This window comes from Dokdonella sp. GW821-FHT11D02 (assembly GCF_058808595.1).
The window spans coordinates 1,435,418-1,458,402 of record NZ_CM179520.1; the positions used below are offsets into that span (position 1 = coordinate 1,435,418).

A 22,985-nucleotide genomic window follows, 5' to 3' on the forward strand; every position below is an offset into this window, starting at 1 on the left:
CGCGGTTTTTCGTCAGCGCGGCGGCGACAGAGTCAGCGTGTGCTGCGCGGGTCCGGGCAGGAACGGCGTCGGCCGACCGGCGACCCAATCCGCGTGGCCGCTGCCGTAGTAGGGCGAAAGCGGGTGGCCGCTCTGGCCGCCCGCCATCATGAAGTAACCGTTCGCTTCGTCGCCCGGCGCGACCGCGAAGCGTTCCGATGCGCCGAAGCTCGGGCCTTGCACACGCGGCATGTTGCTGTCGCCCGGCAGCGGTTCGCGCGGCATGTCGAGCAGACGCGCGAGGAAGGCCGGCAGCGCGCGCGAGATCGGATGTGCGATGGCGGCGGTGTTGCGCTCACCCCAGCTGCGCGCGGCGAGTCCGCCGGGCTGCGCATCGAACTTGCCGCCGGCGCGCTCGGCGCAGGCGAGCAACAGCGCGCTCCAATCGGTATACCCGGGCGGCAGCAGATGCGCCGGCCGCTCGCTGACGATTTTCCAGACCGCGTATTCGCCCTGCATCAGCCTGGGCCAGACGAAATCGGGAAAGCGCCGGCGCACCGCCGCGGCGAAGCCGTCGAGCACGCGGTCGATCACTTCGTTGCGCCAGGCGCGCACGAAGCGATAGGCGACCGAGTCGATCGACGCGCGTCCGTTCCAATCCGCCAGCGCCTTGCGCATCGTTTCGTTCAAGGCCGACGCCGGCGCGTGCTCGAGTTCGCTTTGCAGCAGATTCTTCCAGCGCTTGAGAAACAGGGCGCGATCGTCGAGCTGGATCGCGAGCAGGTCGGCCGGCGCGAAGCGCTCACGCGCGGCGAGATCGTCGCGGATTTGCCGCGCGCGTGCGCCGAGATCGTAACCGCCATCGCCGAGTACACCAAGCCACGATGCGTCGGCGACGCGCTGGTTCGCCGTCCACAAGCGCTGCGCATCCGGATTGTCGATGCGCGGATAGTCCTGCGCGGGCAGCCAGCCGTCCCAACCGAGACCCGGCTTCGACCAATCCGCCGGTTGCGACGCGTCGTAGGCGCCGATGCGTTTGGGAATGCGTCCGGCCAAGGTCCAGGCGATGTGCCCGGCGCGATCGCCGACCAGGAAGTTCTGCGGCGGCAGGCCGCTGGCTTGCGCGATCGCGACCGCTTCGTCGGCGTCGTGCGCGAGTTCGAGCCGTTGCAAATCGAGATTGAACGCGCCCGACATCTGCGCGCTCCAGGCCAGGGCGAGCGAGCTGCCGTCGACGTCTTTGGCCAGGATCGGTCCCCAGCGCGTCTCTTCCACGCGCAGGGTTTCGTCCGTTGCGCCGCGGACGTGCAAGGTCTCGGTGATTTCGTCGATGGACGTCCAGCCGTCCACCGTGAGATAGCGCCGCGGATCGTTCGCATCGCGCGTCACGCGCACCCAGTCGACGTTGTCAATGTAGCTGTTGGTGAAGCCCCAGGCGATGTGACCGTTGCTGCCGGCGATCATCGTCGGCGTGCCGGGCAGGCTGGCGCCGCTGACGTCGACCTCACCGCCGCGCGGATCGGGATAAACGATGCGCGCACGGAACCACAGACTCGGCACGCGCAGGTCCAGATGCATGTCGTTGGCGAGCAGGGCGGCGCCGTTCGCGCGTGCACCGCCGACCGCGAAGCTGTTGCTGCCGGGAAGATTGGCGGGGTTGGTCGCATCCGGCCGCAGCAGACTCGGGTCGAGCGAGTGCAAATCGAGCTCCGCCGCCGTCGGCAGAGCCGGCAGCGGCAAGGCGTCGCCGGCCAGCGGTGCATCCCAGTCGCCGCCGCTGGCGGTGATGAGCCGAACCGCCGACTCCGGCAGCGCCGCGCGCATCCGCGTGAACGCGAGTTCGCGCCGGTTCTCGGCGTCGTTCAGAGTGAACGCCATCGCCGCGACCACCAGCAGGGTGTCTTCGCTGCGCCACGGCGCCGGCGTCGTGCGCGTCAGGAGGTAGGCGAACGGTCGCGCCGACAACGCGCCGAGGCCGGCATTGACGCCGTCGGCGTAGCGCTCGATCTGCTCGCGCTGTTCTGCCGGTGCAGCGGCGATCGTGGCCTGCATGCGCGCACGCATGCGATGCGCGCGCGCGCTGCGATCGGCCGGCAAGGCGACTGCGCCGAACAACTCCGCCAGTTCGCCGGCAGCGCGACGGCGCAGCAGATCCATTTCGAAATAGCGTTCCTGCGCATGGACGTAGCCGAGCGCCCAGCTCAGATCGCGGCGATCCGCGGCGCGGATCGTCGCGCTGCCGAGCGCATCGCGTTCGACCGTGACCGTTTGCGTCAACGCGGTCGACACGATGTGTCCTTCGTACTGCGGCAGGCTGCCGCGCAGAACAAACCAGCCGACCGCGACGGCGGCAACCAAAAGCAAAATCAATCCGGCAAGCAAAACCCACAAACGATTCCAGCGATGCATCGGCGCGCTCCCCCGAGGTAGGCGCATCCTAGTTCATCGGCCGCGCCATGCCGCCGCACGGCCTGCCCGACCTGCCTCGTACGACGGCCACCCTAGGCTCGGACGCGCGATCGATCGGCGCAGGAAAATGCTGCGTCGCAAGAGGATGTCAAAACCACGCGAAAAGTTGTTGCGGCTCACAAAACCGGCATATAGTCCGATCCGCCGGCGAATGGGTGTGGCGCCGGCGCTCAGCGGAAATCGATGCGTACGGCGTGGGATGCCGCACTGTGAGGTGCGGTCGTTCGGTGACGTACGCGAACCTTGGGGAAGGCGATGGAGCGACACCGCAGTAAGCAATCCGGCGGCCGACCGCGGCGGCGCCGATCTTCCGATTGACGAAATTTGCCTGGCGCCGCCTGGGCGGTGCGGTTGTGTCCGAATGGGCGGGTTGCGCTTGCCCGAATTGATTCTTGGGGAGTAAACGGCATGAGAAGCAGGTTGAAAGCGGCAGTCGCCTTGTTGGCGCTGGCGGGGGGATTGGCGGCGAGCGGTTCTGCGTTCGCGTTTCCCGAACCGTATTGCGTGCGCAACTACGGCGATGTCGAGCCGATCACGCTGGTCAATTTCGACGGCATCAACAACACGACCTCGGCGACTCTCGGCGGCACCGCCGATGAAGATTTCACCTTGACGGTCGGCCAGCTTCGGCCCGGAGCCACCTATCCGATCGTCGTCAAAGGCAATACGGGGGAGGACGGCGGCGGTCCCTATACGGACGCTGTCGCCGTATACATCGATTGGAATCGAAACTCGACGTTCGACGCCAACGAAGGCTATTTCATCGGCGCTCTGCAGAATTCCTCCGGCACGGACGCGAAGCAGGTTGCGGCCCTGATTTCGATTCCCGCTGCGGCGACCGCCGGTCAGACGCGCATGCGCGTCGTCAAGCAATACACGTCCGCGGCCAGCCCGACCATCGCGAACTCGCCCGCGTGCGGCACCACCGGTTTCGGGCAAGCCGAGGACTACACGGTCAACGTCGATCCCGGAGCGCCGGCGCCGGCGTATCCGAAGTTGTCCAAGACCTTCGCTCCCGCCGCCGGCGACGTCTCGCGTCCGACCACGTTGACGCTGTCGCTCGGTCAGTACAACGCAGCGTCGGCTTCTTTGACCTTGACGGCGAATCTCGTCGACACCTTCCCCATTGGCATGACGGTGGCGACCACTCCGAATGCCTCGACCACGTGTCCCGGCACCGGCTCGCTGATCGCGAACGCGGGAGCGAACACGATCACGCTGGGCAGCGGTGCGGAAATTCCGCCTGCGGGCTGCACCGTGCAAGTGGACGTGCGCGTCACCAATCCGGGCGTCTACGCCAATACGCTTCCTTCCAATTCGCTCAAGACCAGCGGCGGAGATTTCCCTTCGGCGGTGACTGCCTACTATCAGTCCAACGCATCGGGCTCGACCACCTACAACACCGGATTTGAAGCGCCGACGTTCGCGGTAGGCAATTTGGGTTCGCAAGGCGGCTGGGGCGTATCCGCAGCCGCTCTCGCGACCGACTTCAAGATCGCGACCACCAGTCCCGCCGTCGGTACGCAACACCTGCGCGCCAGCTGGACGGCCGCAGGCACCGATCCGGTTGCCGCTCTGTCGCCGACTCAGCCGGTCATTCTCACGCCCTACTCGGTGGCCGCCGCCAAACTCAAGCTCACCGTTTCCGGCAGCGGCGCGAATTTCGATTTCGCACCGCAAGATCCTGCCGCCTCTTCGGTCGTCGCGCGCGTGCGCTTCGCGCGCCCGGCAGCAGGCGTCAACAAGATCCAAGTGCTCGATCCGAACGGCGGCGGCGCCGGCGTGGCCGGCTACGTCGACACGGGTGCTCTGTGGACCGCTGGCGCCTATTTCGATCTAAAGATCGTGACCGACCGCGCCGCGCAGACCTACAAGCTCTGTCTGAACGGTGCGTCCATCTATACCGGTCCGGCCTTCGCCAAGAACACGGCGAACATCGCGATCATCGGCAACAAGGGCACCGGTACGCAGAACAACATTCTCGACGTCGACAATGTCGTCATCGACAACACCAACTACGGCACCTGCGACGGCCTGCCGCCGCCGCATGCAGTGACACCGAGCGTCGGCAACGGCACCGGCACGATCGCGCCGTCGACGGTGCAGACGGTGGTCGACGGAGCGACGACGAGCTTCACCTTGACCCCCGGCAGCGGCTTCCACATCGATACCGTCGCCGGCACCTGCGGCGGCTCGCTCGCCGGTAACGTCTACACGACCGCGCCGGTCACGGCGGATTGCACGGTGATCGCGAACTTCGCGGCCGATGTCGTCACGCATGCGGTAACGCCGAGCGTCGGCAACGGCACCGGCACGATCGCCCCATCCACCGTGCAGACGGTGAACGATGGCGCGACAACGAGCTTCACGCTGACGGCCGGCAGCGGTTTCCACATCGACACCGTCGCCGGCACCTGTGGCGGCTCGCTCGCGGGCAACGTCTACACGACCAGTCCCGTCACTACCGATTGCACGGTGATCGCGAACTTCGCCGCCGATACTGCGACGACGCATGCGGTGACGCCGAGCGTCGGTACGGGTACGGGCACGATCGCGCCTTCGACGGTGCAGACAGTCAACGACGGCACGACCACGAGCTTCACGCTGACTGCCGGTATCGGTTTCCACATCGACACCGTCGCCGGGACTTGCGGCGGCTCGCTCGTTGGTAATGTTTATACGACTGCGCCAGTTACGGCGGATTGCACCGTTATCGCGAACTTCGCGGCCAATACCGCGACGACGCACGCGGTGACGCCGAGCGTCGGCACGGGCACCGGCACAATCGCGCCGTCGACCGTGCAAACGGTCAACGACGGTGCCACGACGAGCTTCACGCTGACAGCCGGCAACGGCTTCCACATCGACACCGTTGCCGGCACCTGCGGCGGCTCGCTCGTGGGCAATGTCTATACGACCAATCCGGTCACTACCGATTGCACCGTCATCGCGAACTTCGCGGCGAATGTCGTCACGCATGCGGTGACACCGAGCGTCGGCACAGGCACGGGCACGATCGCCCCGTCGACGGTGCAGACGGTCAACGACGGCGCTAGCACGAGCTTCACGCTGACGGCCGGCAACGGCTTCCACATCGACACCGTTGCCGGCACCTGCGGCGGCTCGCTCACGGGCAACGTCTACACGACCAATCCGGTGACGGCCGACTGCACGGTGATCGCGAATTTCGCCGCCAATGTCGTCACGCATGCGGTGACACCGAGCGTCGGCACGGGCACCGGCACGATCGCCCCATCGACGGTACAAACGGTCAACGACGGCGCGACGACCAGCTTCACGCTGACGGCCGGCAACGGCTTCCACATCGACACCGTTGCCGGCACCTGCGGCGGCTCGCTCACGGGCAACGTCTACACGACCGCGCCGGTCACAGCGGATTGCACGGTGATCGCGAACTTCGCAGCGAATGTAGTCACGCACGCGGTGACACCGAGCGTCGGTACGGGCACGGGCACGATCGCCCCGTCGACGGTGCAGACGGTCAATGACGGCGCGACGACGAGCTTCACGCTAACGGCCGGAAACGGCTTCCACATCGACACGGTCGCCGGTACTTGCGGCGGCTCGCTCACGGGCAACGTCTACACGACGGCGGCGATCACGGCCGACTGCACGGTGATCGCGAACTTCGCCGCCAACACGAGCAACGTGGTCTGCTCCAATCCGCTCAACTACTCGATCGCGAGCGACAACGACGGCAGCTACTTCGGCTGGGTGTCCGGGCAGGTTTCCGACAACTCCTTCACCGGTTGGAATTTCAACCCGTACGGCAGCGGCGGCAATCTCGCGTTCTATTGGGGCGGCACCTCGACCGGCAACGCCGGCGTCGCCGCGAGCGCGACCGGGCGCGACTGGCTGGTGCTGCACAGCGGCGATTCGATCGGTCCTTCCTCGACGTTCTCGGCGGCGACCGGCCAGGCGATCAACTGGAACGCCGCGCTCAACGGCTACGTCGGCTTCAAGTTCAACTGCAGCGCCGGCGTCTGCTACGGCTACGCGCACATGACGACGACCGGCGCGACCGGCTTCCCGGCGACCTTGGTCGACTACTGCTACGACAGCGGCGGCGTCGCCATCACCATCGCCGGCGGCGGCAGCACGCCGCCGAGCGTGACGAAGGCGTTCTCGCCCTCGACCGTCGCTGCGAACGCGAACAGCACGGCGACGATCACGCTGGCGAACCCGAACGCGACGCTCGCGACCTTGAGCGCGAACCTGGTCGACAGCTTGCCGAACGGCTTGGTCGCCAGCGCGGCGTCGACCACCTGCGGCGGTACGGCCGGCTTCACTGCCGGCACGATCACGTTGCCGGCGGGTTCGACCATTCCGGCCAACGGCTCGTGCACGATCACCGCGACCGTCCATTCGGCCAATGACGGCAGCTACGTCAACACGATCCCGGTCGGCGGTCTCGCCACCGATCTCGGCAGCAATGCCGCGGCGGCCTCGGCCACGCTGACGGTATCGAGCACGCCGGTGTTCCCGGCGCCGTACTGCAACGTCGCCTTCCCGAGCGCGGTCGAGCCGATCACGCGTGTGGTGCTGACCGGTATCGACAACCCGAGCTCGGCCACGGTCGACGGCAGCCCGGTGCTGGAAAACTTCCTCGCGGTGGCCGGCGGAACCGTGTCACGCGGCGGTACGTATTCGATGGCGGTCGAAGGCAATACCGCCGGCGAATTCACCGACAAGGTCAAGGCCTACATCGACTGGAACCAGAACGGCACGTTCGAGGCGAACGAGGGCTATACGATCGGCGACATCGCCGACTCCAGCGGCACCGACGGCGTGCAGGCGGTGGCCGACATCCTGGTACCGACCGACGCGCTGCTGGGCACCACGCGCATGCGCGTGATCAAGAAGTTCAACTCGCTGCCCGATGCTTGCAACTCGGCCGGTTACGGCCAAGCTGAGGACTACACGTTGACGGTCAACGGCGATTCGATCCCGGCGCCGAACGCGAGCGTCACGCCGAGTTCGTTCACGCTGACGGCCGAACAAGGCGGCAGCGCGAGCGGCACGATGACCGTGTCCAACAGCGGCACCGGCCAGCTGACCTTCGACATCACGCGCGCGCTGCCGGCCAAGATCGCGTCGAAGCGAGTCGACGATGTGGCGCGCCGGCGCTTGAACGACGCGCGCAAAGCGGCGCTGTCGGGCGAGCTGCCGCCGCTGCTGCAGGCGAACTGGGCGGACGTTGCGGCAGGCGGGAAGCCGGTCGCCGGCACAGCGGTCCTGCTCGGCGGCAGCGATCCGCAATGCGATGTCGGAACGCCGGGATTGATCGTGCACGACCACGACGGCAATCCGGATAACGGCTACGGCTGGTTCCCAGCCGCGGGCAACGCTGGACGGCTGGTCGACAAGTTCACGCCGAGCGCGTATCCGGGCACGTTCAATACCGTCTGCGTGACCTTGATCAGCAATGCCGGACTTACCTCGGCGCCGGTGAAACTGGTCGTCTACGACGACGACGGCACCGGCGGCGGTCCGGGCACCGAACTCGGTTCGGTCAGCGCGACCGCGAACAACATCGGCAGCGGACTGGCGAAGCAGTTCCAGGCCTTCGACATCTCGTCGATGAACCTGTCGATTGCGAGCGGCAGCGTGTACATCGGCGTGGAATGGGACCCGGAGCAGGTTGCGGGACTGTTCGTCGCAGTCGATCTGACCTCGGCCATCACGCCGACCGGGCAGCAGTACACTGCCGCGGCCGGCGTCTGGAGCGCGATCGTCGAAACCACCGGGCGCGAGCAGTTCAAATCGCTCTACGTGCGCGCGATCGAAGGTTCGGGCGGCGAACCGGGCGAGGGCTGCGACGCGCCGAGCAACGTGCCGTGGTTGAGCGTGAATCCGGCCAGCGGCTCGATCGCCGGCGGCGGCTCGACCGACGTGACGGTGCTGGCGAACACCACCGGTCTCGCGGTGGGCACGCACACGGCCTTGATCTGCGTGAACACCAACGACGTTGCGCATCCGCGCTTCGAAATTCCGCTCAGCCTGACCGTCACCGCCAGCGTGCCGGAGCCGTGCAGCGCGTCGGACAAGATCTTCTGCGACGGCTTCGAGATCGTCGACACGAGCAATCCGAACGTCCACGACAGCGGCGTCATCGACCTCGCCATTCCCGACACCTTCGATGGCGTCTATCTGAACTGGGCTGACGGCAGCCACTGCACCGACGGTGCCTGCGGCGGCAACATCAACGCGTATTCGGTCGGCGACGCCCAAGATCCGCTCGATCTGCATTTCTTCTGGCCGAACGCGCAGAGCGGCAACGAAGGCGGTGTCGGCAGCGCGGCGAACAGCCGTTACACCGTGCTGGCCGCGGGCGCGACGGTCGGACCGAGTTCGGAGTTCATTACGGTGGCGGGCGATCCGCCGGCGGACATGAGCAACTGGATCGCCGGCGTCGACGGCTACCTCGGCTTCAAGTTCGGCTGCAGCGGTCCCGCCTCGGGCGTGTGTTACGGCTACGCGCATCTGACCACGACCGCGCCGCACGGTTTTCCGGCGAAGATCGTGCGCTACTGGTACGACACCTCGGGCGCGGCGATCACCATTCCGTAGCCGCGGCCCTCGATGCGGAAATGCAAAGGCCTCCCTTCGGGGAGGCCTTTTTCTTTTCCACCATCAACGCGAACGGCCATCGCGGCGCGGTCGGCGCAGGCGCGACCGCGAGCCGCTCGATCATGAGCTTCAGCCGCTGGTCTCGATCCGCTCCACGCGCTGCAGTCCGCGCGGCAAGAGACCGCCGCGCGCGGCGCGTGCGCCGCCGTACTCGACCAGGTCGTTCCATTTCAGGATCAGCTTGCGCTGGCCCGCGTACAGAGTGACCTCGCCCTTGCCCTCAGCCACGACCGCGACACCGGCGACGCGCTCGCCTTCGCCGAGCTTGGCCTTCGGGATTTCGATCAGCTTGTTGCCCTTGCCGCCCTTGTCGAGCTCGGGCAGGTCGGCCACCGAAAACATCAAAAGGTGTCCGGCGTTGGTGACTACCACGATGCGATCGCGTGCGGAGTCGGCGACGATCGCCGGCGCCAGCACGCGCGCCTTGTCTTCCATGTTGAGGATCTGCTTGCCGGCCTTCTTGTTCGCGATCAGCGTTTCGAAGCGGGTCAGAAAACCGTAGCCGAGATCGGAGGCGAGCACGAGCTTGGTCTGCGCGTCGGCGATCGCCACCGCGTCGAAGCGCGCGCCGGCGGGCAGGGTGAAACGGCCGGTCAAGGGTTCGCCGTTGCCGCGCGCGGAGGGCAGGGTGTGCGCCGCGGTCGAATAGCTGCGGCCGGTCGAGTCGATGAAGGCGGCTTGCTGTGTGGTGCGGCCTTGCGCCGCGGCGAGGAAGGAATCGCCTTCGCGATAGCCGAGTTCGCCAGCGACGACGTCGTGTCCCTTCGCCGCGCGCACCCAGCCCTTGGCCGACAGCACCACGGTGATCGGCTCGCTCGCGACCAGCGCGGTTTCGTCCAGCGCCTGCGCGGCGGCACGCTGCACCAGCGGCGAGCGGCGCTCGTCGCCGTACTTCTTCGCGTCCGATTTCAGCTCGTCCTTGATCAAGGTCTTCAGGCGAGCCTTCGAGCCGAGGATCACGTTGATGCGCGCGCGCTCTTCTTCCAGTTCGTCGCGCTCGGCGTTGATCTTCATTTCTTCGAGCCGCGCCAGCTGGCGCAGGCGCGTTTCGAGGATGTAGTCGGCTTGCTCCTCGCTGAGCTTGAAGCGTGCGATCAGCGCGGGCTTGGGTTCTTCCTCGCTGCGGATGATGCGGATCACTTCGTCGAGATTGAGATACGCGATGCGCAAGCCTTCGAGCAGGTGCAGGCGGCGCTCGACCTTGGCCAGGCGGAACTGCAGGCGCTTGGTCACGGTGTCGGCGCGGAAGCGCAGCCACTCGCTCAGGATCTGCTTGAGATTCTTGACCTGCGGCTTGCCGTCGAGGCCGATCATGTTGAGGTTGACGCGGTAGCTCTTCTCCAGATCCGTCGTCGCGAAGAGGTGCGTCATCATCTCGTCGACGTCGATGCGGTTGGAGCGCGGGAACAGCACCAGCCGCACCGGGTTCTCGTGATCGGACTCGTCGCGGATGTCTTCCAGCATCGGCAGCTTCTTCGCGCGCATTTGCGCGGCGATCTGCTCGGCGATCTTCGAGGGCGAGACTTGATAAGGCAGCGCGGTGATGACGACGTTGCCGTCTTCTTTCGCGTATACCGCGCGGCAACGCACCGAGCCGTTGCCGGTGGCGTACATCGCGGCCAGCTCGCCGGCCGAGGTGATGATCTCGGCCTTGCTCGGAAAATCGGGGCCTTTCACGTGCTCGCACAGCTCGGCCACGCTCGCGTTCGGCTCGTCGAGCAGATGGACGCACGCGCTGACGATCTCACGCAGGTTGTGCGGCGGAATGTCGGTCGCCATGCCGACCGCGATGCCGGTCGACCCGTTCAAGAGCACGTGCGGAATGCGCGCCGGCAGCCACGAGGGCTCTTTCAGCGTGCCGTCGAAGTTCGGCGTCCACTCGACCGTGCCCTGGCCGAGTTCTTCCAGCAGCAGCTCGGCGATCGGCGTCAGCTTCGATTCGGTGTAGCGCATCGCCGCGAACGACTTCGGATCGTCGGTCGAGCCGAAATTACCCTGGCCGTCGATCAGCGGATAGCGATACGAGAACGGCTGCGCCATCAGCACCATCGCCTCGTAGCAGGCGCTGTCGCCGTGCGGATGGAACTTGCCGATCACATCGCCCACCGTACGCGCGGACTTCTTCGGCTTGGAGGCGGCATCGAGGCCGAGTTCGCTCATCGCATAGACGATGCGGCGCTGTACCGGCTTGAGCCCGTCGCCGACGAAGGGCAGGGCGCGATCGAGCACCACGTACATCGAGTAATCGAGGTAGGCGCGCTCGGCGTAGTCCTTGAGCGGGATCTGTTCGTAGTTGGCTTGCAGGTTCATTCAGGCAGAAGATGGCGGGCGCCAGCGGCGCCGCGAAGCCCCCTATTCTGCCGGATACGCGTCGGTGGAGTCAGCGCCGGATGCGGCGCGTGCAGGACCCTGCACCGACAGCGAGCGATATCGCCTTTCCCCGTGCGATCCTCTTTCACCGGGGAAAGAGCGATATCGCCGCCGATGAATAACGGTCAGCAGCTCGGGGAGCAGATCGCGCAGCAGCGGCTGATCGGCGATTCGTCACAGTCGCCACAGGAGCTGCAGCACGGGCGTGCCAGCGCGGCTGCGCTGACGCCGATGCCGAACGCGAACGCGCAGCCGGCCAAGATCAAGCGATACTTTTTCATACGTTACTCCTCAGTTCGTATGGGAAAAGACGCCGGCGGGGTCGTTCCGCTGACCTGCCGACTGGGTGTCCGCTCGCATCAGCGAGCGGCCTTTCCCGCAGCCTCCGTGCGCGGGCGCGATCGCGCTCGTCAATGGCGAATGAGCGCCAGAGACTCGCGGATCGTGTCTTCGCGGAAGCCGACGATGCGACGGTCGCCGATGTACAGCACCGGCACCGTGCTGCCGCCGAGCGCTTCGAAGCGGCTCTTCGCTTCCGGCGATTGGTCGATCACGAAGTCTTGGAAGTCGACTTTCTCGCGCGTGAGGAATTCGCGTGCGTGCGCGCAGTGCGGGCAGGTCGAGGTCGAGTACATCACGACCGGCTTGTTGGCCGCCTGCCGGTACACCTCGGCGTAGTCGCCGGTGACGAAAGCCGGTTCGGGGAATGCGCGATCGTAGGCGCCGCGCAGATGCGGTCCGGCCCAAAGACCCAGGCCGAGGAATGCAGCGACCAAGACCACGTTGATGAGGATTTTCATCACCATGCGCACCTCCCTTGCGAGTTGCCGTCCCCAAGACCGGAGTACGTATACGCCCGTGGGCGAATCGAGATGCGAACTGCTTGGCAGTTCGGAAAAAGTTCATCTCGCCGCGGCGCCTACCTCAGCACCACGACCGATCGCCGCACGGCCGCGCATCCAGCGCGGCCGTGCGGCGTCATCGCATCAGCCGTAGCGCCGACGGCGCAGCAAGTTCATCGCGGCAAGACCTGCGAACGCGAAGATCAAGGCGAGCAAGGCGATGCTGCCGAGCGTGGGTACCGGCGTCGCGGTGCCGATCGGCGGAATGCCGTCGGCGATGACGCGGAAGGCGTCGGCCAAGGTTGCGCTGGCGCCGCCGGGCGCCTGAGTGCCGGTCACGTCGCGCAGCCCGGCGGCGGCGCCGGCGGCGATGTTCAAGCTCGCGCTGGCGTTGTTCGCATCGACGATGACGAGGTTCGCGACGGTGATGCCGGCGCCGAAGTCGAAGCTCGTGCCCGGCTGAAAGCCACTGCCGCGAATCGTCACGCCGAGCGTGCTGCCGGCGTTGCCGCTGGCTGGCGTCACCGCGGTGAGATCGAACGTCGGCACGCTGCCGCCGGTGACGGTGAAGCCGCGCGGCAAGATCGCGTCGAGCCCGCCCGGTGCCTGGCGGCCGGTCACGTCGCGCGGCCCGGTCGTGGCAGCGGGCGCGATCGAGAGCGTCGCCCGCGCCGTATTGCTGTCGACGATGACGAGATTGGAGACGGTGACGCCGCTGCCGAAATCGAAGGTCGTGCCGGCCTGGAAGCCGATGCCGCTGAGAGTCACCTCGACGTTGTCGCCGGCCGCGCCGCTGGACGGATTGACCGCGGTCACGTTGAACAGCGCGATCGGCGGGATGTCGCCGAACGAGACCGCCGTCTGCACCGTGACCGTGGCGCCGCCGGCCAGCGTCCGATTCCATTGCAGCGCGGCGCCGTTGTCCAGGCAGCCGCCGGCGAGCACGGCGCTGTCGAGCTGGGCGGCGCCGATCTGGCTCCAGATGTTGCTGTAGCCGTTCGCGCTGTAGGCGTCGGGCGGCGTCTGCGGAATCAGCAGAATCGTGTAGGACGGTACCGTGCCGCAGTCCTGACCGCCGGGGCTGGTCGAGGCGGTGGCGAGATAAGGCACGCCGCGATCGTCGTTGGCGAGATAGATGTCGGCGCCGAGAAAAATCTTCACGCTCTGCGCGGCGCCGTTGTTGGTCAGCGACAGAATCTTGGTGAAGTAGTTATCGCCGTTGACGTAGCGCACCTGCTGGGTGGCGGTTAGTCCGCTCGCGCCGAGCGTGGTGCCGACCGTGACCAGGAACGGGTCGGCTGCGCTGCCGCTGCCGCCGACCGTGCTGAGAGTGGTCGGCGTGAACGGCGTGTAGGCGCCGAGGTTGCTGGTCGCGGTGCTGGAGTGCTCGCTGAAATTGGGTGCATACAACGTGTCGGCCGTGCGCACGAACCAGCCCATGTCGGCGGTGCCGGTGGCATCGGAGGGGTAGATCTGACCGGTGCCGGGAACGTTGCTGTTGAAGATCTGGAACGAATTGTCGTCGCCGACGTGGACCTGCAGCGGCGCGCCGGTGATCGTCGCCACGACCGGCGCGGCGGTGATTCCGGCCGCGGTGGTGGCGGTCTTGGCCGAAAGCTCGGCCGCTCCGAACAGGGCAGCCGCGGCGAGCAGCGCTGCGCCGAGTCGGAGGTGCAGTCTAGGGTCGTACATGATTTCCACTTCCTTGAAAACGAACAGGGACCGGCCCAAGCCCGCGCGCGCGGGATGGAACTTGCCGAGGCCGGCCCATCCGACCTTAGGCGGATTCGCGCCCCGGGTCGGCACGAAACAGGAACGGCGAGGTAACGGATGGGTAACGGCGCGCGGCGTGGTGCGCGTGGCGGCCGCGGCGCCGCGCCGATAACCCGGCGTGATGCGCCGATAACGCCGACGCATGGCCATAAGCCGCGCTGATCGGCGGATGCAGAAGTTTGATTGGAACCGCGCCGGCGCAGCCTCTAGCGTCGGCCCTCGTCATCGGCGCCGTCGTCGCGCGAGGGAGGGAGCGGTCATGGACCGAAGGAGTGGATGGATTGCGTTCGCCTTAGCCTGCGCTTGCGCCGGCTCGGCGCAGGCGAATCAGATCGTGGTCGACACGACCGCCGATCAGTACGGATCGGACCTCGGGCATTGCTCGCTGCGCGAAGCGGTACGCGCGGCCAATACCGACGCGGCTTACGGCGGCTGCAGTGCCGGCAGCGGCCTGGATCTGATCGACCTGCCCAACGGCATCTTCCTGTTGACGCGCGCGGGACGCGGCGAAGATGCCAACAGCACCGGCGATCTCGACGTCGGCGGCAACGGCATCGTGGTGGCCGGCAACGGCGCCGGCGTCACCGTCATCGACGGCAACGGACTCGACCGTATCTTCCACACCCAGGCCGGTTCCGCCGCGCTGCTGGTGCTGAGCAACCTGAGTCTGCGCAACGGCGATCCGCTCGGCGGTTCCAGCGCCGACGACATCTACGGCGGCGCCGTCTACATGGACAGCAACGGCCTGCTTTCGCTGACCAACGTGCACGTCAGCGCGAGCCGTGCCGCGGAAGGCGGCGGCGTGTTCGCCGACGGCGCGGCATCCGCGCTGAGCATCTCGGGCAGTTCGTTCTCGCGCAATCGCGCCGTCGAGTACGGCGGCGCGATCCTCTCGCGGCGCCAGCTGAACGTGTCCAACTCGACCTTCAGCGGCAACAGCACCGGCTGCGTCGGCTCGGCCATCTATTTCAGCGACACCAGCGTCGAGCACACCCTGGCCAGCGTCACCGTGGCCGACAATCACGGCGGCACACGCAGCAACTGCGTCGATGCGCCGGCGCTGTGGAACGCGTTCAGCTCGTCCGCCACGGTGCGCGTGCGCAACAGCATCGTCGCGCGCAACTACTCCGGTTTCGTCGAGGCGAACTGCGACGAAATCACGTCCGACGACTACAACTTGTTCGGCAGCGTCGAAGACTGCGACCTGCTCGGTGCGCTCGGCAACACCTTGACCGATGTCGATCCGCAGCTGATGCCTCTGTTCGACTACGGCAACGGCACGCCGAGCCACATGATTTTGCCGGGCAGCCCGGCGATCGGCGCCGCCAATCCGGGCGCACCAGGCAGCGGTGGCAATGCCTGCAGCGCGACCGACCAGCGCGGCGTCGCGCGCAGCGATTGCGACATCGGTGCGTACGAATATCGGCCGACCTTCACGGTGACCCGTCAAGACGACGGCGCCGACGCCACGCCCGGCAACGGCCAGTGCGACGCGGTCGGCGGCGGCTGCACTTTGCGCGCGGCGATCGCCGAGGCCAACGTGCGCGAGGACCCGACCACGATCGTGTTGCCGGCCGGCACGTTCCGCCTGACCTTGCCCAACGTGCCGAACCAGGACAGCGGCGATCTTGAATTGAGGCCGGATGCGGCACTGGCGATCGTCGGCGCCGGCGCCGATCGCACCATAGTGCTCGGCGACGGTCACGACGATCAGATCTTTCAGCTCTACAGCGGCGCCAACGCCTTGCTGCGGCTGTCGGTTCGCGGTGGTACCGAGCATTCCCAGGTCAGCGCCGGCGGCGTCGCGGTGCTGAACGATCCGGCCCTGTTGGCCGAGGTCGAAATCGCCGGCAACCAAGGCTGCTTCGGCGGCTTGCACGTGCGCGACTATGTGATCGCCGAGCGCGTCAGCATCCACGACAACTTGGCCGATGTCGCCGGCGGCTGCCCCTACAACGGCGGCGGCATCTACATCGACAGCAACGGCGTGCTCGAGATGCGCAACAGCACCGTCAGCGGCAATCGCGCCAAGCAGGGCGGCGGCGGCGTGTTCGTCGACGGCGGCAGCGCGCGCTTCAGCCACGTGACGATCGCCGGCAACACCGCCGACTACACCGGCAGCGGCACGCAGGGGGGCGGCGGCCTCGGCCGCGGCAGCTCCGGCACCGTGTTTCTGAAGAATTCGATCGTCGCCGACAACGCTTCCGGCAGCGGCATCGCGCCGGACTGCGCCGCATTGGTGCAATCGCAGGACTTCAACCTGATCGAGAACACGACCGGCTGCACGCTGGGTGGCGCCGCCGCGCACGATCTCACTCATGTCGATCCGCGCCTGATGCCGCTCGGCCGCTACGGCGGCGCGCTGCCGGCGCAACCGTTGCGGCCGGACAGTCCGGCGCTCGACGGCGTCGGCGAGGGTCAGACGTTCGATCGCGAGATGGCCTGCCGCGACGATTCCCTGCGTTCGGTGGCGGAAGATCAGCGCCGCGCGCCGCGGCCCGCAGGCAATTACTGCGACATCGGCGCGTTCGAGGGCAGCGCTGATGCGATTTTCGCCGACGGCTTCGACGGCTAGGCGCGAGGCGGCCGCGCGCTAGAACTCTTCGCGCGTGCGCACGCCGCGCACGCGCCGCCGGTTTGCCGCGATCAAGGCGTCGTCGGCGAGGGCGCTGACGCCTTGGTCGAGCCGGCGATGCGATTCGTAGCGCTGCGTCGCTTCGCGTACCAGAGTGTCGATCACGCTGCGCTGCATCTTGGTGTAGTAGGGCTGGCTGTGATGGTGCAGGAACACCGGCACTTCGTACGGCCGGAAGCCGGGCACCAGGCGCACTTGATGCTCGGGGCGCAGCAGATGCACCGGCACGACCGCGCGGCCGACGCCTTCGGACACCGCATCGATCAGGCCGTAGATGTCGTCGAAGTAGGCGCGCAGCATTTTCGGTACGGTCGAGCCGGTCTGGATCAGAAAGAAGCGCTCGGTGAAGTTGTCGCGCGGATCGTGGTCGATGTAGCAGTCGCGGCGTTGCTCGTAGCGCGTCGATTCGATCAGCACGTTGCGCTCGGTGCCCACGCGCACGTTCTCCACGCCCATGCGTTCGCATTCCGACAGCGAGACGCTGAAATCGACCTTGCCCTCGATCAGCAGATCGTGCAGCTCGTGCACTTCGGCCTTGACGAATTGGCAGCCCAGGCGCGGGTTGTCGCGCAGCAAATCGCCGACTGCCGGGATCAGGATCGAGCGCAGGCAGGAGGAGAACGAAACCAGGCGGAAGAAGCCTGCGATCCCGCCGGAGCCTCCGATGAGATCGTCGAGCAGCTCCTGCTCCTGACGTTCAACCGAAGAAGCGTGCCGCTGCAGGATGCGGCCCGATTCGGTCAGCTGCAGACCGCCGCGCAGGCGCATGAACAGCGCTTGCCCCAGCGTCTCCTCGAGGTTCTGGATGCGCTTGGTCAAGGCCGGCTGGCTGACGTGCAGGAGTTCGGCCGCGCGCGAAAAATTCAGCTCGCGCGCGAGCGTCATGAACGACTCGATCTGCGCCGACGAAAGGCGTGTACCCATTGCGTCCTCCCCAGGCTCGCCGCGCCAGTATAACCACCGACTATCGCGCGATCACCGCGTTCTATGGCGATAAATCCGCACTATCGCCCGATCCAGAACATTCATTGGCGCGTGCCGCGCAAGCGTCGCAGAGTGCTTCGCACCAATGGGAGGGGAGGAGTTTCATGAACTGGTCGCATCTGTTGTTCTCGTTCGAAGGGCGCATCGGCCGCGCGCCGTACTGGTATTTCGTGCTGGTCGTCAGCGTGCTGCTCGGCATCCTCGGCGCGTTGGCCGGCGCTTCGCTGTTCAGCGGGGTCGGTCTGGACGGCGCGCCCGGTGCGGCGCCGAGCGCGGGCATGGCCGGCGTGCTGCTGCCGCTGGTCTGCCTCGCGCTGCTGTGGCCGAGCCTGGCGATTTCGGCCAAGCGCTGGCACGACGTCGACAAGTCGGCCTGGTGGATCCTGATCGGTCTGGTGCCGCTGGTCGGCGGTTTGATCGCGCTGGCGTTCAACGGTTTCGTCGCCGGCACGCCGGGCACGAACCGCTTCGGTCAGCCGTCTTCCGGCGCGAGCGTGGTGTCGTGATCCGGCATCCGCGATGGCGCTCGCGCGCCGGCCTCGTGCTCGCCTTGTCGGTGGGTGCCGGCGGCGTGTCGGCCGGCGACAGCTTCCTGCTGCGCGGCGCGGCGATTACCGGCGGCGGTGGCACGAGCCGCTCGGCACAGGACTGCTTCGCATTGGACGGCGCGCTCGCGGTACCTGCCGCCGGCGTGTCCGCGGCCGGCGAATTCGCCGTACACGCCGGCTTCTGGGCCGGCGCCGGCAGCCTGCGGCGCGATTCGCTGTTCCACGACCGCTTCGAGGGGTGCCAGTGATGACGACGCGATCGATTCTGCTGCGCTGGTTGCAGCGTCTGGCTCTGCTCGCGGTGGCCGTTCCGCTCGCCGTCGCGGTGGCGAGCGAACCGCAGTTGCCGGACTTCACCTATCAAGGGCAGCTGCAGCGCAACGGAGCGCCGGCCAACGGCAACTTCGACTTGAGCTTCGCGCTGTTCGACGCCGCCAGCGGCGGCAATCAGGTCGGGGTCGCCATCGACGAGGCGGACTATCCGGTCGCCGACGGCTTGTTTACGATCTCGCTCGCCTTTCCGGGCGCATTCACCGGCACCCAGCTGTGGTTGCAGGTCAGCGTCGAGGGCATTCCGATGCTACCGCGGCAGCCGATCGCGACTACGCCGGTGGCGCAGTACACCTTGAGCGGCGCGCTCGGCCCGGCCGGCGGCGATCTCAGCGGTTCGTACCCCGATCCGTCGATCAAGCCCGCGGCCGTCACCAATGCCAAGATCGCCACCGGTGCCGTCACCTCGAGCAAGCTGGCCGACAATTCGGTCTACGCCAACCACATCGCCGACGGGGCGATCGGTTCGGCCGAGATCGCCGGCGGCGCGGTCGGCAGCAGCGAAATCGCGGCCGGTGCGGTCGGCGAGAGCGAACTCGCCGTCGGCGCGGTGACGGCGGACAAGATCGCCTCCTCCGCGGTCGGCACGGCCAAGCTCGCCAACGACTCGGTCACGCGCGGCAAGATCGCTGGCGGTTACAGCAACGGCTCCATCACCGTGACGATTGGCGCCAACAGTTGCAACGACTACGACATCGCGGTCGGCGGCGTGCAGCCGGGCGACATTCCGTTCTTCTCGCTGCAAGCCGCAGGTTCGCTGCCTTCGAAAATGCTGGTGATGCCGATGAAGGTCGCCGCCGCCGGCTTGGTCAAGACGCGCATCTGCAACTTCGCCTCGACCACCCAGTCCGCTTCGGACGTACCGGTTTATCTCTTGACGCTGCGCTGATGATCGACGCGGGAGGAGTGCTGCGCTCCTCCCGCGCCGTGGTCGTTCAACAGCTCGGATCGCAATTGGTGCAACACCAGTCGTCTTCGGACATGCAGTCGCATTGCGTACAGCAGGTGCGACCGGCGATAGCGGTCGCGCTGAGGCCGATTCCGAAGGCGAACGCACAACCGGCCAACAGCAAGCGATATTTCCTCATACGTTACTCCTCGTCGGTGTTTGCCAGGTCGGAAGCGGATGGGTTGCCGCCTTCCGCCGTCTGCGTGCCGAATCGCGCGCGCGTTCGGCTTTCCGCGAGTGAGGTTCTACCTTGGTGATGGCTGCGCTGTCGGCACGCGGCGGAAACGGATGGGTAACGATGCGGTAACGACGCAAACGACGCGCGCTCGCGCGCGTCTCAGCGCGGCGCGCGATAGCCGCCGCGCACGCCGCGTGGGCTCAGCGCCAGCTGCCACAGCTGGTCGCGGCGCGTGCGGAACACGGCGGCGGAAGCGGACAGATAGAAGCGCCACATGCGGCGGAAGCGCTCGCCGTATTTTTCCGCGAGCCGCGGCCAGGCGGCGTCGAAGTTCGCGCGCCACGCCATCAAGGTGCGGTCGTAGTCGGCGCCGAAGTTGTGCCAATCCTCGATCACGAACAGGCCTTCGCTGGCCTTGGCGATCTGCTCGGCCGACGGGATCATCGAATTGCGGAAGATGTACTTCTCGATCCACGGATCGGTGTGGTTGGACGACACGTTGGAGCCGATCGTGTGCAGCAGGAACAGGCCGTCGTCGGCGGTGCAGCGGCGTGCGACCTCGAAATAGGTGCGGTAATTCTTCACCCCGACGTGTTCGAACATGCCGATCGAAAACACGCGGTCGAAACGCTCGTCGACCTCGCGATAGTCGGTCAGGCGGATCTCGACCGGCAGGCCGCTGCAGATCTCGCGCGCGTACGCGGCCTGCTCTTGCGACACCGTCACGCCGACGCCGCTGACGCCGTAGCGCTCGGCGGCGAGCTTGAGCGCCTCGCCCCAACCGCAGCCGATGTCGAGCACGCGCATGCCCGGTTGCAGGCCGAGCTTGCGGAAGATCAGGTCGAGCTTGGCTTCCTGCGCCGCATCGAGATCGGTGGCCTCATTCCAATAGCCGCAGCTGTAGACCAGGCGCTTGCCGAGCATCGCCTCGAACAGATCATTGCCGAGGTCGTAGTGCTGCTCGCCGACTTCGTACGCACGGCGGCCGCGCTGCAGATTGACCACGCGCGATTTCAGGAACAGCCAGACGTCCTCGGCGCCGCCGACGCGTTCGTCCAGATGCGCATCGAGCAGGCGGCAGAAGAAACCGTCGAGATCGTCGGCATCCCACCAGCCGTCCATGTAGCTTTCGCCCAGACCCAGCGAGCCGTGCGCGAGCACGCGCGAGTACAGGCCGCGGTCGCGCACCTGGATGTCGCTCGGCGCGGGTCCGTCGACGCGGACGCCGGCGAGGGCGAGTAAGGATTCGATGCGCGTCTGGGCGCGGGCTTCGTTCATCGGTTTCCCCCAAGCAGCAGTGGCGCGGCGCAGGCTATGGTCGGGACGCGCGGCGCGCGCTTCAAGCCTGTGCGCATGACGGCCTTGTCACCTGGCCGGAACGCTAGGCGCGCAACACCAGCCGCACCAGCGCGATGCCGGCCAGAGTCGCCAGGAGCGAGCCGAACAGATGCGTCGCGATGATCGTCGCGGTCCAGCCGTACTGCTGCCGCTGCAGCGCGATCACGGTCTCGGCGGAGAAGGTCGAGAAGGTGGTCAAGCCGCCGAGGAAGCCGGTGGTGAGCGCGAGCCGCCAGACCAATGGGATGGCTTGGTAGTGCTCGAACGTCCCCATCGCGAAACCCATCACCAGGCCGCCGAGCAGGTTCGCCGCGAGCGTGCCGAGCGGCAGCATCGGCAGGATCGGATTCAAGGCCAGGCCGAGCAGCCAGCGCAACACGGCGCCGGCGAACGCTCCGAAACCCACGGCGAGAACAGAAGCGAAATTCATGGCACTCCCGGTTCGGTCGGCAACGCCCGGAACACGGAACCGCGGCGGTGGAATCGTCCACCCAACCCACCGGCTCCCATGCGCGGGAATCGAGTAGGCATCATCAGCCTTGCGGCGGTTCGAGGAGAATGCCATCTCCCTGAGCCTCGATCTTAGCGCAGGCCGGGACGATTCCGCGCGTTCTCGCCGCCACCGCGTGCGCCGTGTAGCATGCAGGTCCATCCTGCGTCTCCTCGATGATCTCGGCCTCCGCTCCCCGCCGCCGTCTGCTCGCGCCGCTGCTCGCCGCGCTGGCGATGTTCGGCCCGTTCGCGATCGACACGATCTTTCCGGCCTTTCCGGTGATCGCCGCGGAGCTGCACGCCAGTCCCCTGGCGATGCAACAGACGGTCAGTGTTTACTTGGTCGCCTACGCGCTGATGTCGCTGCTGCACGGCCCCTTGTCCGACGCGATCGGCCGACGCCGCGTGATCCTCGCCGGCGTTGTGGTCTTCACCCTCGCCTCGATCGGCTGCGCGATGGCCAACACGATCGAGATGCTGCTCGGCTTCCGCGTGCTGCAGGGCGTGTCGGCCGGTGCCGGCCTGATCGTCGGCCGCGCGATCATCCGCGACTGCTTCGACGGCGTCGAAGCGCAGCGTCTGATGTCGGCGGTGTCGATGATCTTCGGTATCGCGCCGGCGATCGCGCCGATCATCGGCGGCTGGGTGGTGGCGGTGGCGCACTGGTCGATGATCTTCTGGCTGTTGGCCGCGTTCGCCACGCTGCTCTTGATCGCCTGCGTCGCCTGGCTGCCGGAAACTCACCCCGACGAGCGCCGCATGCGCTTCTCGCTGCGCGAACTCGGCGCCAGCTATCGCTTGATCTGCGGCGATCGCGCGTTCCTGCCGCTGGCTTTCGCCGGCACGCTGAACTTCAACGCCTTGTGGATCTACATCGCTTCCGCGCCGGCCTTCGTGCTCGACCTGCTCAAGCTCGACGCGCAGCATTTCGCTTGGCTGTTCATTCCCTCGATCAGCGGCTTGATGCTCGGCGCCTTCCTGTCCGGGCGCGTGGCCGGGCGATTGACCGCGGCGGCGACCGTGCGGCTCGGCTACACGATCATGCTCGGCGCAGTCGCGCTGAACCTGACGCTCGCCTTCGTGTTCCCGTCGCCGCGGCTGCCGTGGTCGGTGCTGCCGATCGGCTTGCATGCGGTCGGCATCGGCATCAATTCGCCGACCTTGACCTTGCTCCTGCTCGATCGCTTTCCGCTGCATCGCGGCGCGGTGTCGTCAGTGCAGGCCTTCATGAGCCTGGTGCTCAGCGCGCTGATCGCCGGCGTGCTGTCGCCGTTGTTGTCGGGCAGCGCACTGACGCTCGCGGCCGGTGCCGCGCTCGCGACCGTGCTCGGCGCGCTCGCCTGGCGTGCCTATCTGCAGCGCGAACGGGTGTCGGCAAGCAGCTGAACGGCCGCACCGCGAGTGGCGGAGCGCGCCGGGCGCTTGTGCTATAAGTCCGCCCCGTCAT

Annotated in this window: 14 protein-coding genes and 1 riboswitch; of the genes, 6 read left to right on the forward strand and 8 right to left on the reverse strand. The window is 67.0% G+C overall.

Translation table 11 applies throughout. The annotated features are described in order from the left end of the window. Positions 1-12 precede the first annotated feature (12 nt). Positions 13-2,388, reverse strand: a complete 2,376-nt coding sequence (locus AC3QL3_RS06120) for a penicillin acylase family protein (RefSeq protein WP_492897484.1) — start codon at positions 2,386-2,388, stop codon at positions 13-15. Positions 2,389-2,856: 468 nt separating this feature from the next. Here AC3QL3_RS06120 and AC3QL3_RS06125 point away from each other — a divergent pair, with 468 nt between their 5' ends. Next, positions 2,857-9,039 (forward strand): beta strand repeat-containing protein, encoded by a 6,183-nt coding sequence (locus AC3QL3_RS06125; RefSeq protein ID WP_492897486.1) that lies wholly within the window; start codon positions 2,857-2,859, stop codon positions 9,037-9,039. Between the two features lie 129 nt (positions 9,040-9,168). Here the strand turns inward: AC3QL3_RS06125 and parC are convergent, their stop codons facing one another. From parC to AC3QL3_RS06145, 4 genes are all read right to left on the reverse strand, one after another. After that, positions 9,169-11,409 carry a DNA topoisomerase IV subunit A gene (gene parC, locus AC3QL3_RS06130; protein WP_492897488.1) on the reverse strand — a complete coding sequence of 747 codons (2,241 nt, stop codon included), beginning with the start codon at positions 11,407-11,409 and terminating at the stop codon, positions 9,169-9,171. A 185-nt stretch (positions 11,410-11,594) separates the two neighbouring features. Continuing rightward, positions 11,595-11,750: a hypothetical protein gene (locus tag AC3QL3_RS06135; RefSeq protein WP_492897489.1), complete on the reverse strand. Its 156-nt coding sequence runs from the start codon at positions 11,748-11,750 to the stop codon at positions 11,595-11,597. A 129-nt stretch (positions 11,751-11,879) separates the two neighbouring features. Beyond that, a complete protein-coding gene (locus AC3QL3_RS06140) occupies positions 11,880-12,275 on the reverse strand; it encodes a glutaredoxin family protein (RefSeq protein WP_492897491.1) in 396 nt (131 codons plus the stop codon). A 180-nt stretch (positions 12,276-12,455) separates the two neighbouring features. Then, a complete protein-coding gene (locus tag AC3QL3_RS06145; protein WP_492897493.1) occupies positions 12,456-14,003 on the reverse strand; it encodes a hypothetical protein in 1,548 nt (515 codons plus the stop codon). Between the two features lie 340 nt (positions 14,004-14,343). Here AC3QL3_RS06145 and AC3QL3_RS06150 point away from each other — a divergent pair, with 340 nt between their 5' ends. Further along, a complete protein-coding gene (locus AC3QL3_RS06150) occupies positions 14,344-16,659 on the forward strand; it encodes a choice-of-anchor Q domain-containing protein (protein ID WP_492897495.1) in 2,316 nt (771 codons plus the stop codon). Between the two features lie 18 nt (positions 16,660-16,677). Here the strand turns inward: AC3QL3_RS06150 and AC3QL3_RS06155 are convergent, their stop codons facing one another. Continuing rightward, on the reverse strand, positions 16,678-17,643 hold the full coding sequence (locus tag AC3QL3_RS06155; protein ID WP_492897497.1) for a LysR family transcriptional regulator: 966 nt from the start codon (positions 17,641-17,643) through the stop codon (positions 16,678-16,680). A 164-nt stretch (positions 17,644-17,807) separates the two neighbouring features. Between AC3QL3_RS06155 and AC3QL3_RS06160 the strand changes: the two genes are divergently transcribed. From AC3QL3_RS06160 to AC3QL3_RS06170, 3 genes are read left to right on the forward strand one after another with little or no spacing between them, the layout of a single operon-like run. After that, positions 17,808-18,209, forward strand: a complete 402-nt coding sequence (locus tag AC3QL3_RS06160) for a DUF805 domain-containing protein (RefSeq protein ID WP_492897498.1) — start codon at positions 17,808-17,810, stop codon at positions 18,207-18,209. Then, positions 18,206-18,499, forward strand: a complete 294-nt coding sequence (locus AC3QL3_RS06165) for a hypothetical protein (RefSeq protein WP_492897499.1) — start codon at positions 18,206-18,208, stop codon at positions 18,497-18,499. Before AC3QL3_RS06160 ends, AC3QL3_RS06165 begins: the two co-directional genes overlap by 4 nt. Continuing rightward, positions 18,499-19,470 carry a DUF8740 domain-containing protein gene (locus AC3QL3_RS06170; RefSeq protein ID WP_492897500.1) on the forward strand — a complete coding sequence of 324 codons (972 nt, stop codon included), beginning with the start codon at positions 18,499-18,501 and terminating at the stop codon, positions 19,468-19,470. The genes AC3QL3_RS06165 and AC3QL3_RS06170 overlap by 1 nt, the downstream gene beginning before the upstream one ends. Positions 19,471-19,867: 397 nt before the next feature. Here AC3QL3_RS06170 and cfa read toward each other — a convergent pair whose 3' ends face one another. Beyond that, entirely contained in the window at positions 19,868-20,986 is a 1,119-nt protein-coding gene (cfa, locus tag AC3QL3_RS06175; protein ID WP_492897501.1) for a cyclopropane fatty acyl phospholipid synthase, read from the reverse strand. A gap of 103 nt (positions 20,987-21,089) precedes the next feature. Next, positions 21,090-21,476 (reverse strand): fluoride efflux transporter CrcB, encoded by a 387-nt coding sequence (gene crcB, locus AC3QL3_RS06180; protein ID WP_492897502.1) that lies wholly within the window; start codon positions 21,474-21,476, stop codon positions 21,090-21,092. Between the two features lie 87 nt (positions 21,477-21,563). Continuing rightward, a riboswitch (Fluoride riboswitch) is annotated at positions 21,564-21,624 on the reverse strand. Between the two features lie 88 nt (positions 21,625-21,712). Between crcB and AC3QL3_RS06185 the strand changes: the two genes are divergently transcribed. Then, a complete protein-coding gene (locus AC3QL3_RS06185; protein ID WP_492897503.1) occupies positions 21,713-22,924 on the forward strand; it encodes a multidrug effflux MFS transporter in 1,212 nt (403 codons plus the stop codon). Positions 22,925-22,985: the final 61 nt, after the last annotated feature.

Bases quoted from the DNA above. Each gene is read 5' to 3' on its own strand.
- AC3QL3_RS06120 (WP_492897484.1), bottom strand. From the start codon at position 2,388: ATGCATCGCTGGAATCGTTTGTGGGTTTTGCTTGCCGGATTGATTTTG.
- AC3QL3_RS06125 (WP_492897486.1), top strand. From the start codon at position 2,857: ATGAGAAGCAGGTTGAAAGCGGCAGTCGCCTTGTTGGCGCTGGCGGGG.
- parC (WP_492897488.1), bottom strand. From the start codon at position 11,409: ATGAACCTGCAAGCCAACTACGAACAGATCCCGCTCAAGGACTACGCC.
- AC3QL3_RS06135 (WP_492897489.1), bottom strand. From the start codon at position 11,750: ATGAAAAAGTATCGCTTGATCTTGGCCGGCTGCGCGTTCGCGTTCGGC.
- AC3QL3_RS06140 (WP_492897491.1), bottom strand. From the start codon at position 12,275: ATGGTGATGAAAATCCTCATCAACGTGGTCTTGGTCGCTGCATTCCTC.
- AC3QL3_RS06145 (WP_492897493.1), bottom strand. From the start codon at position 14,003: ATGTACGACCCTAGACTGCACCTCCGACTCGGCGCAGCGCTGCTCGCC.
- AC3QL3_RS06150 (WP_492897495.1), top strand. From the start codon at position 14,344: ATGGACCGAAGGAGTGGATGGATTGCGTTCGCCTTAGCCTGCGCTTGC.
- AC3QL3_RS06155 (WP_492897497.1), bottom strand. From the start codon at position 17,643: ATGGGTACACGCCTTTCGTCGGCGCAGATCGAGTCGTTCATGACGCTC.
- AC3QL3_RS06160 (WP_492897498.1), top strand. From the start codon at position 17,808: ATGAACTGGTCGCATCTGTTGTTCTCGTTCGAAGGGCGCATCGGCCGC.
- AC3QL3_RS06170 (WP_492897500.1), top strand. From the start codon at position 18,499: ATGACGACGCGATCGATTCTGCTGCGCTGGTTGCAGCGTCTGGCTCTG.
- cfa (WP_492897501.1), bottom strand. From the start codon at position 20,986: ATGAACGAAGCCCGCGCCCAGACGCGCATCGAATCCTTACTCGCCCTC.
- crcB (WP_492897502.1), bottom strand. From the start codon at position 21,476: ATGAATTTCGCTTCTGTTCTCGCCGTGGGTTTCGGAGCGTTCGCCGGC.
- AC3QL3_RS06185 (WP_492897503.1), top strand. From the start codon at position 21,713: ATGATCTCGGCCTCCGCTCCCCGCCGCCGTCTGCTCGCGCCGCTGCTC.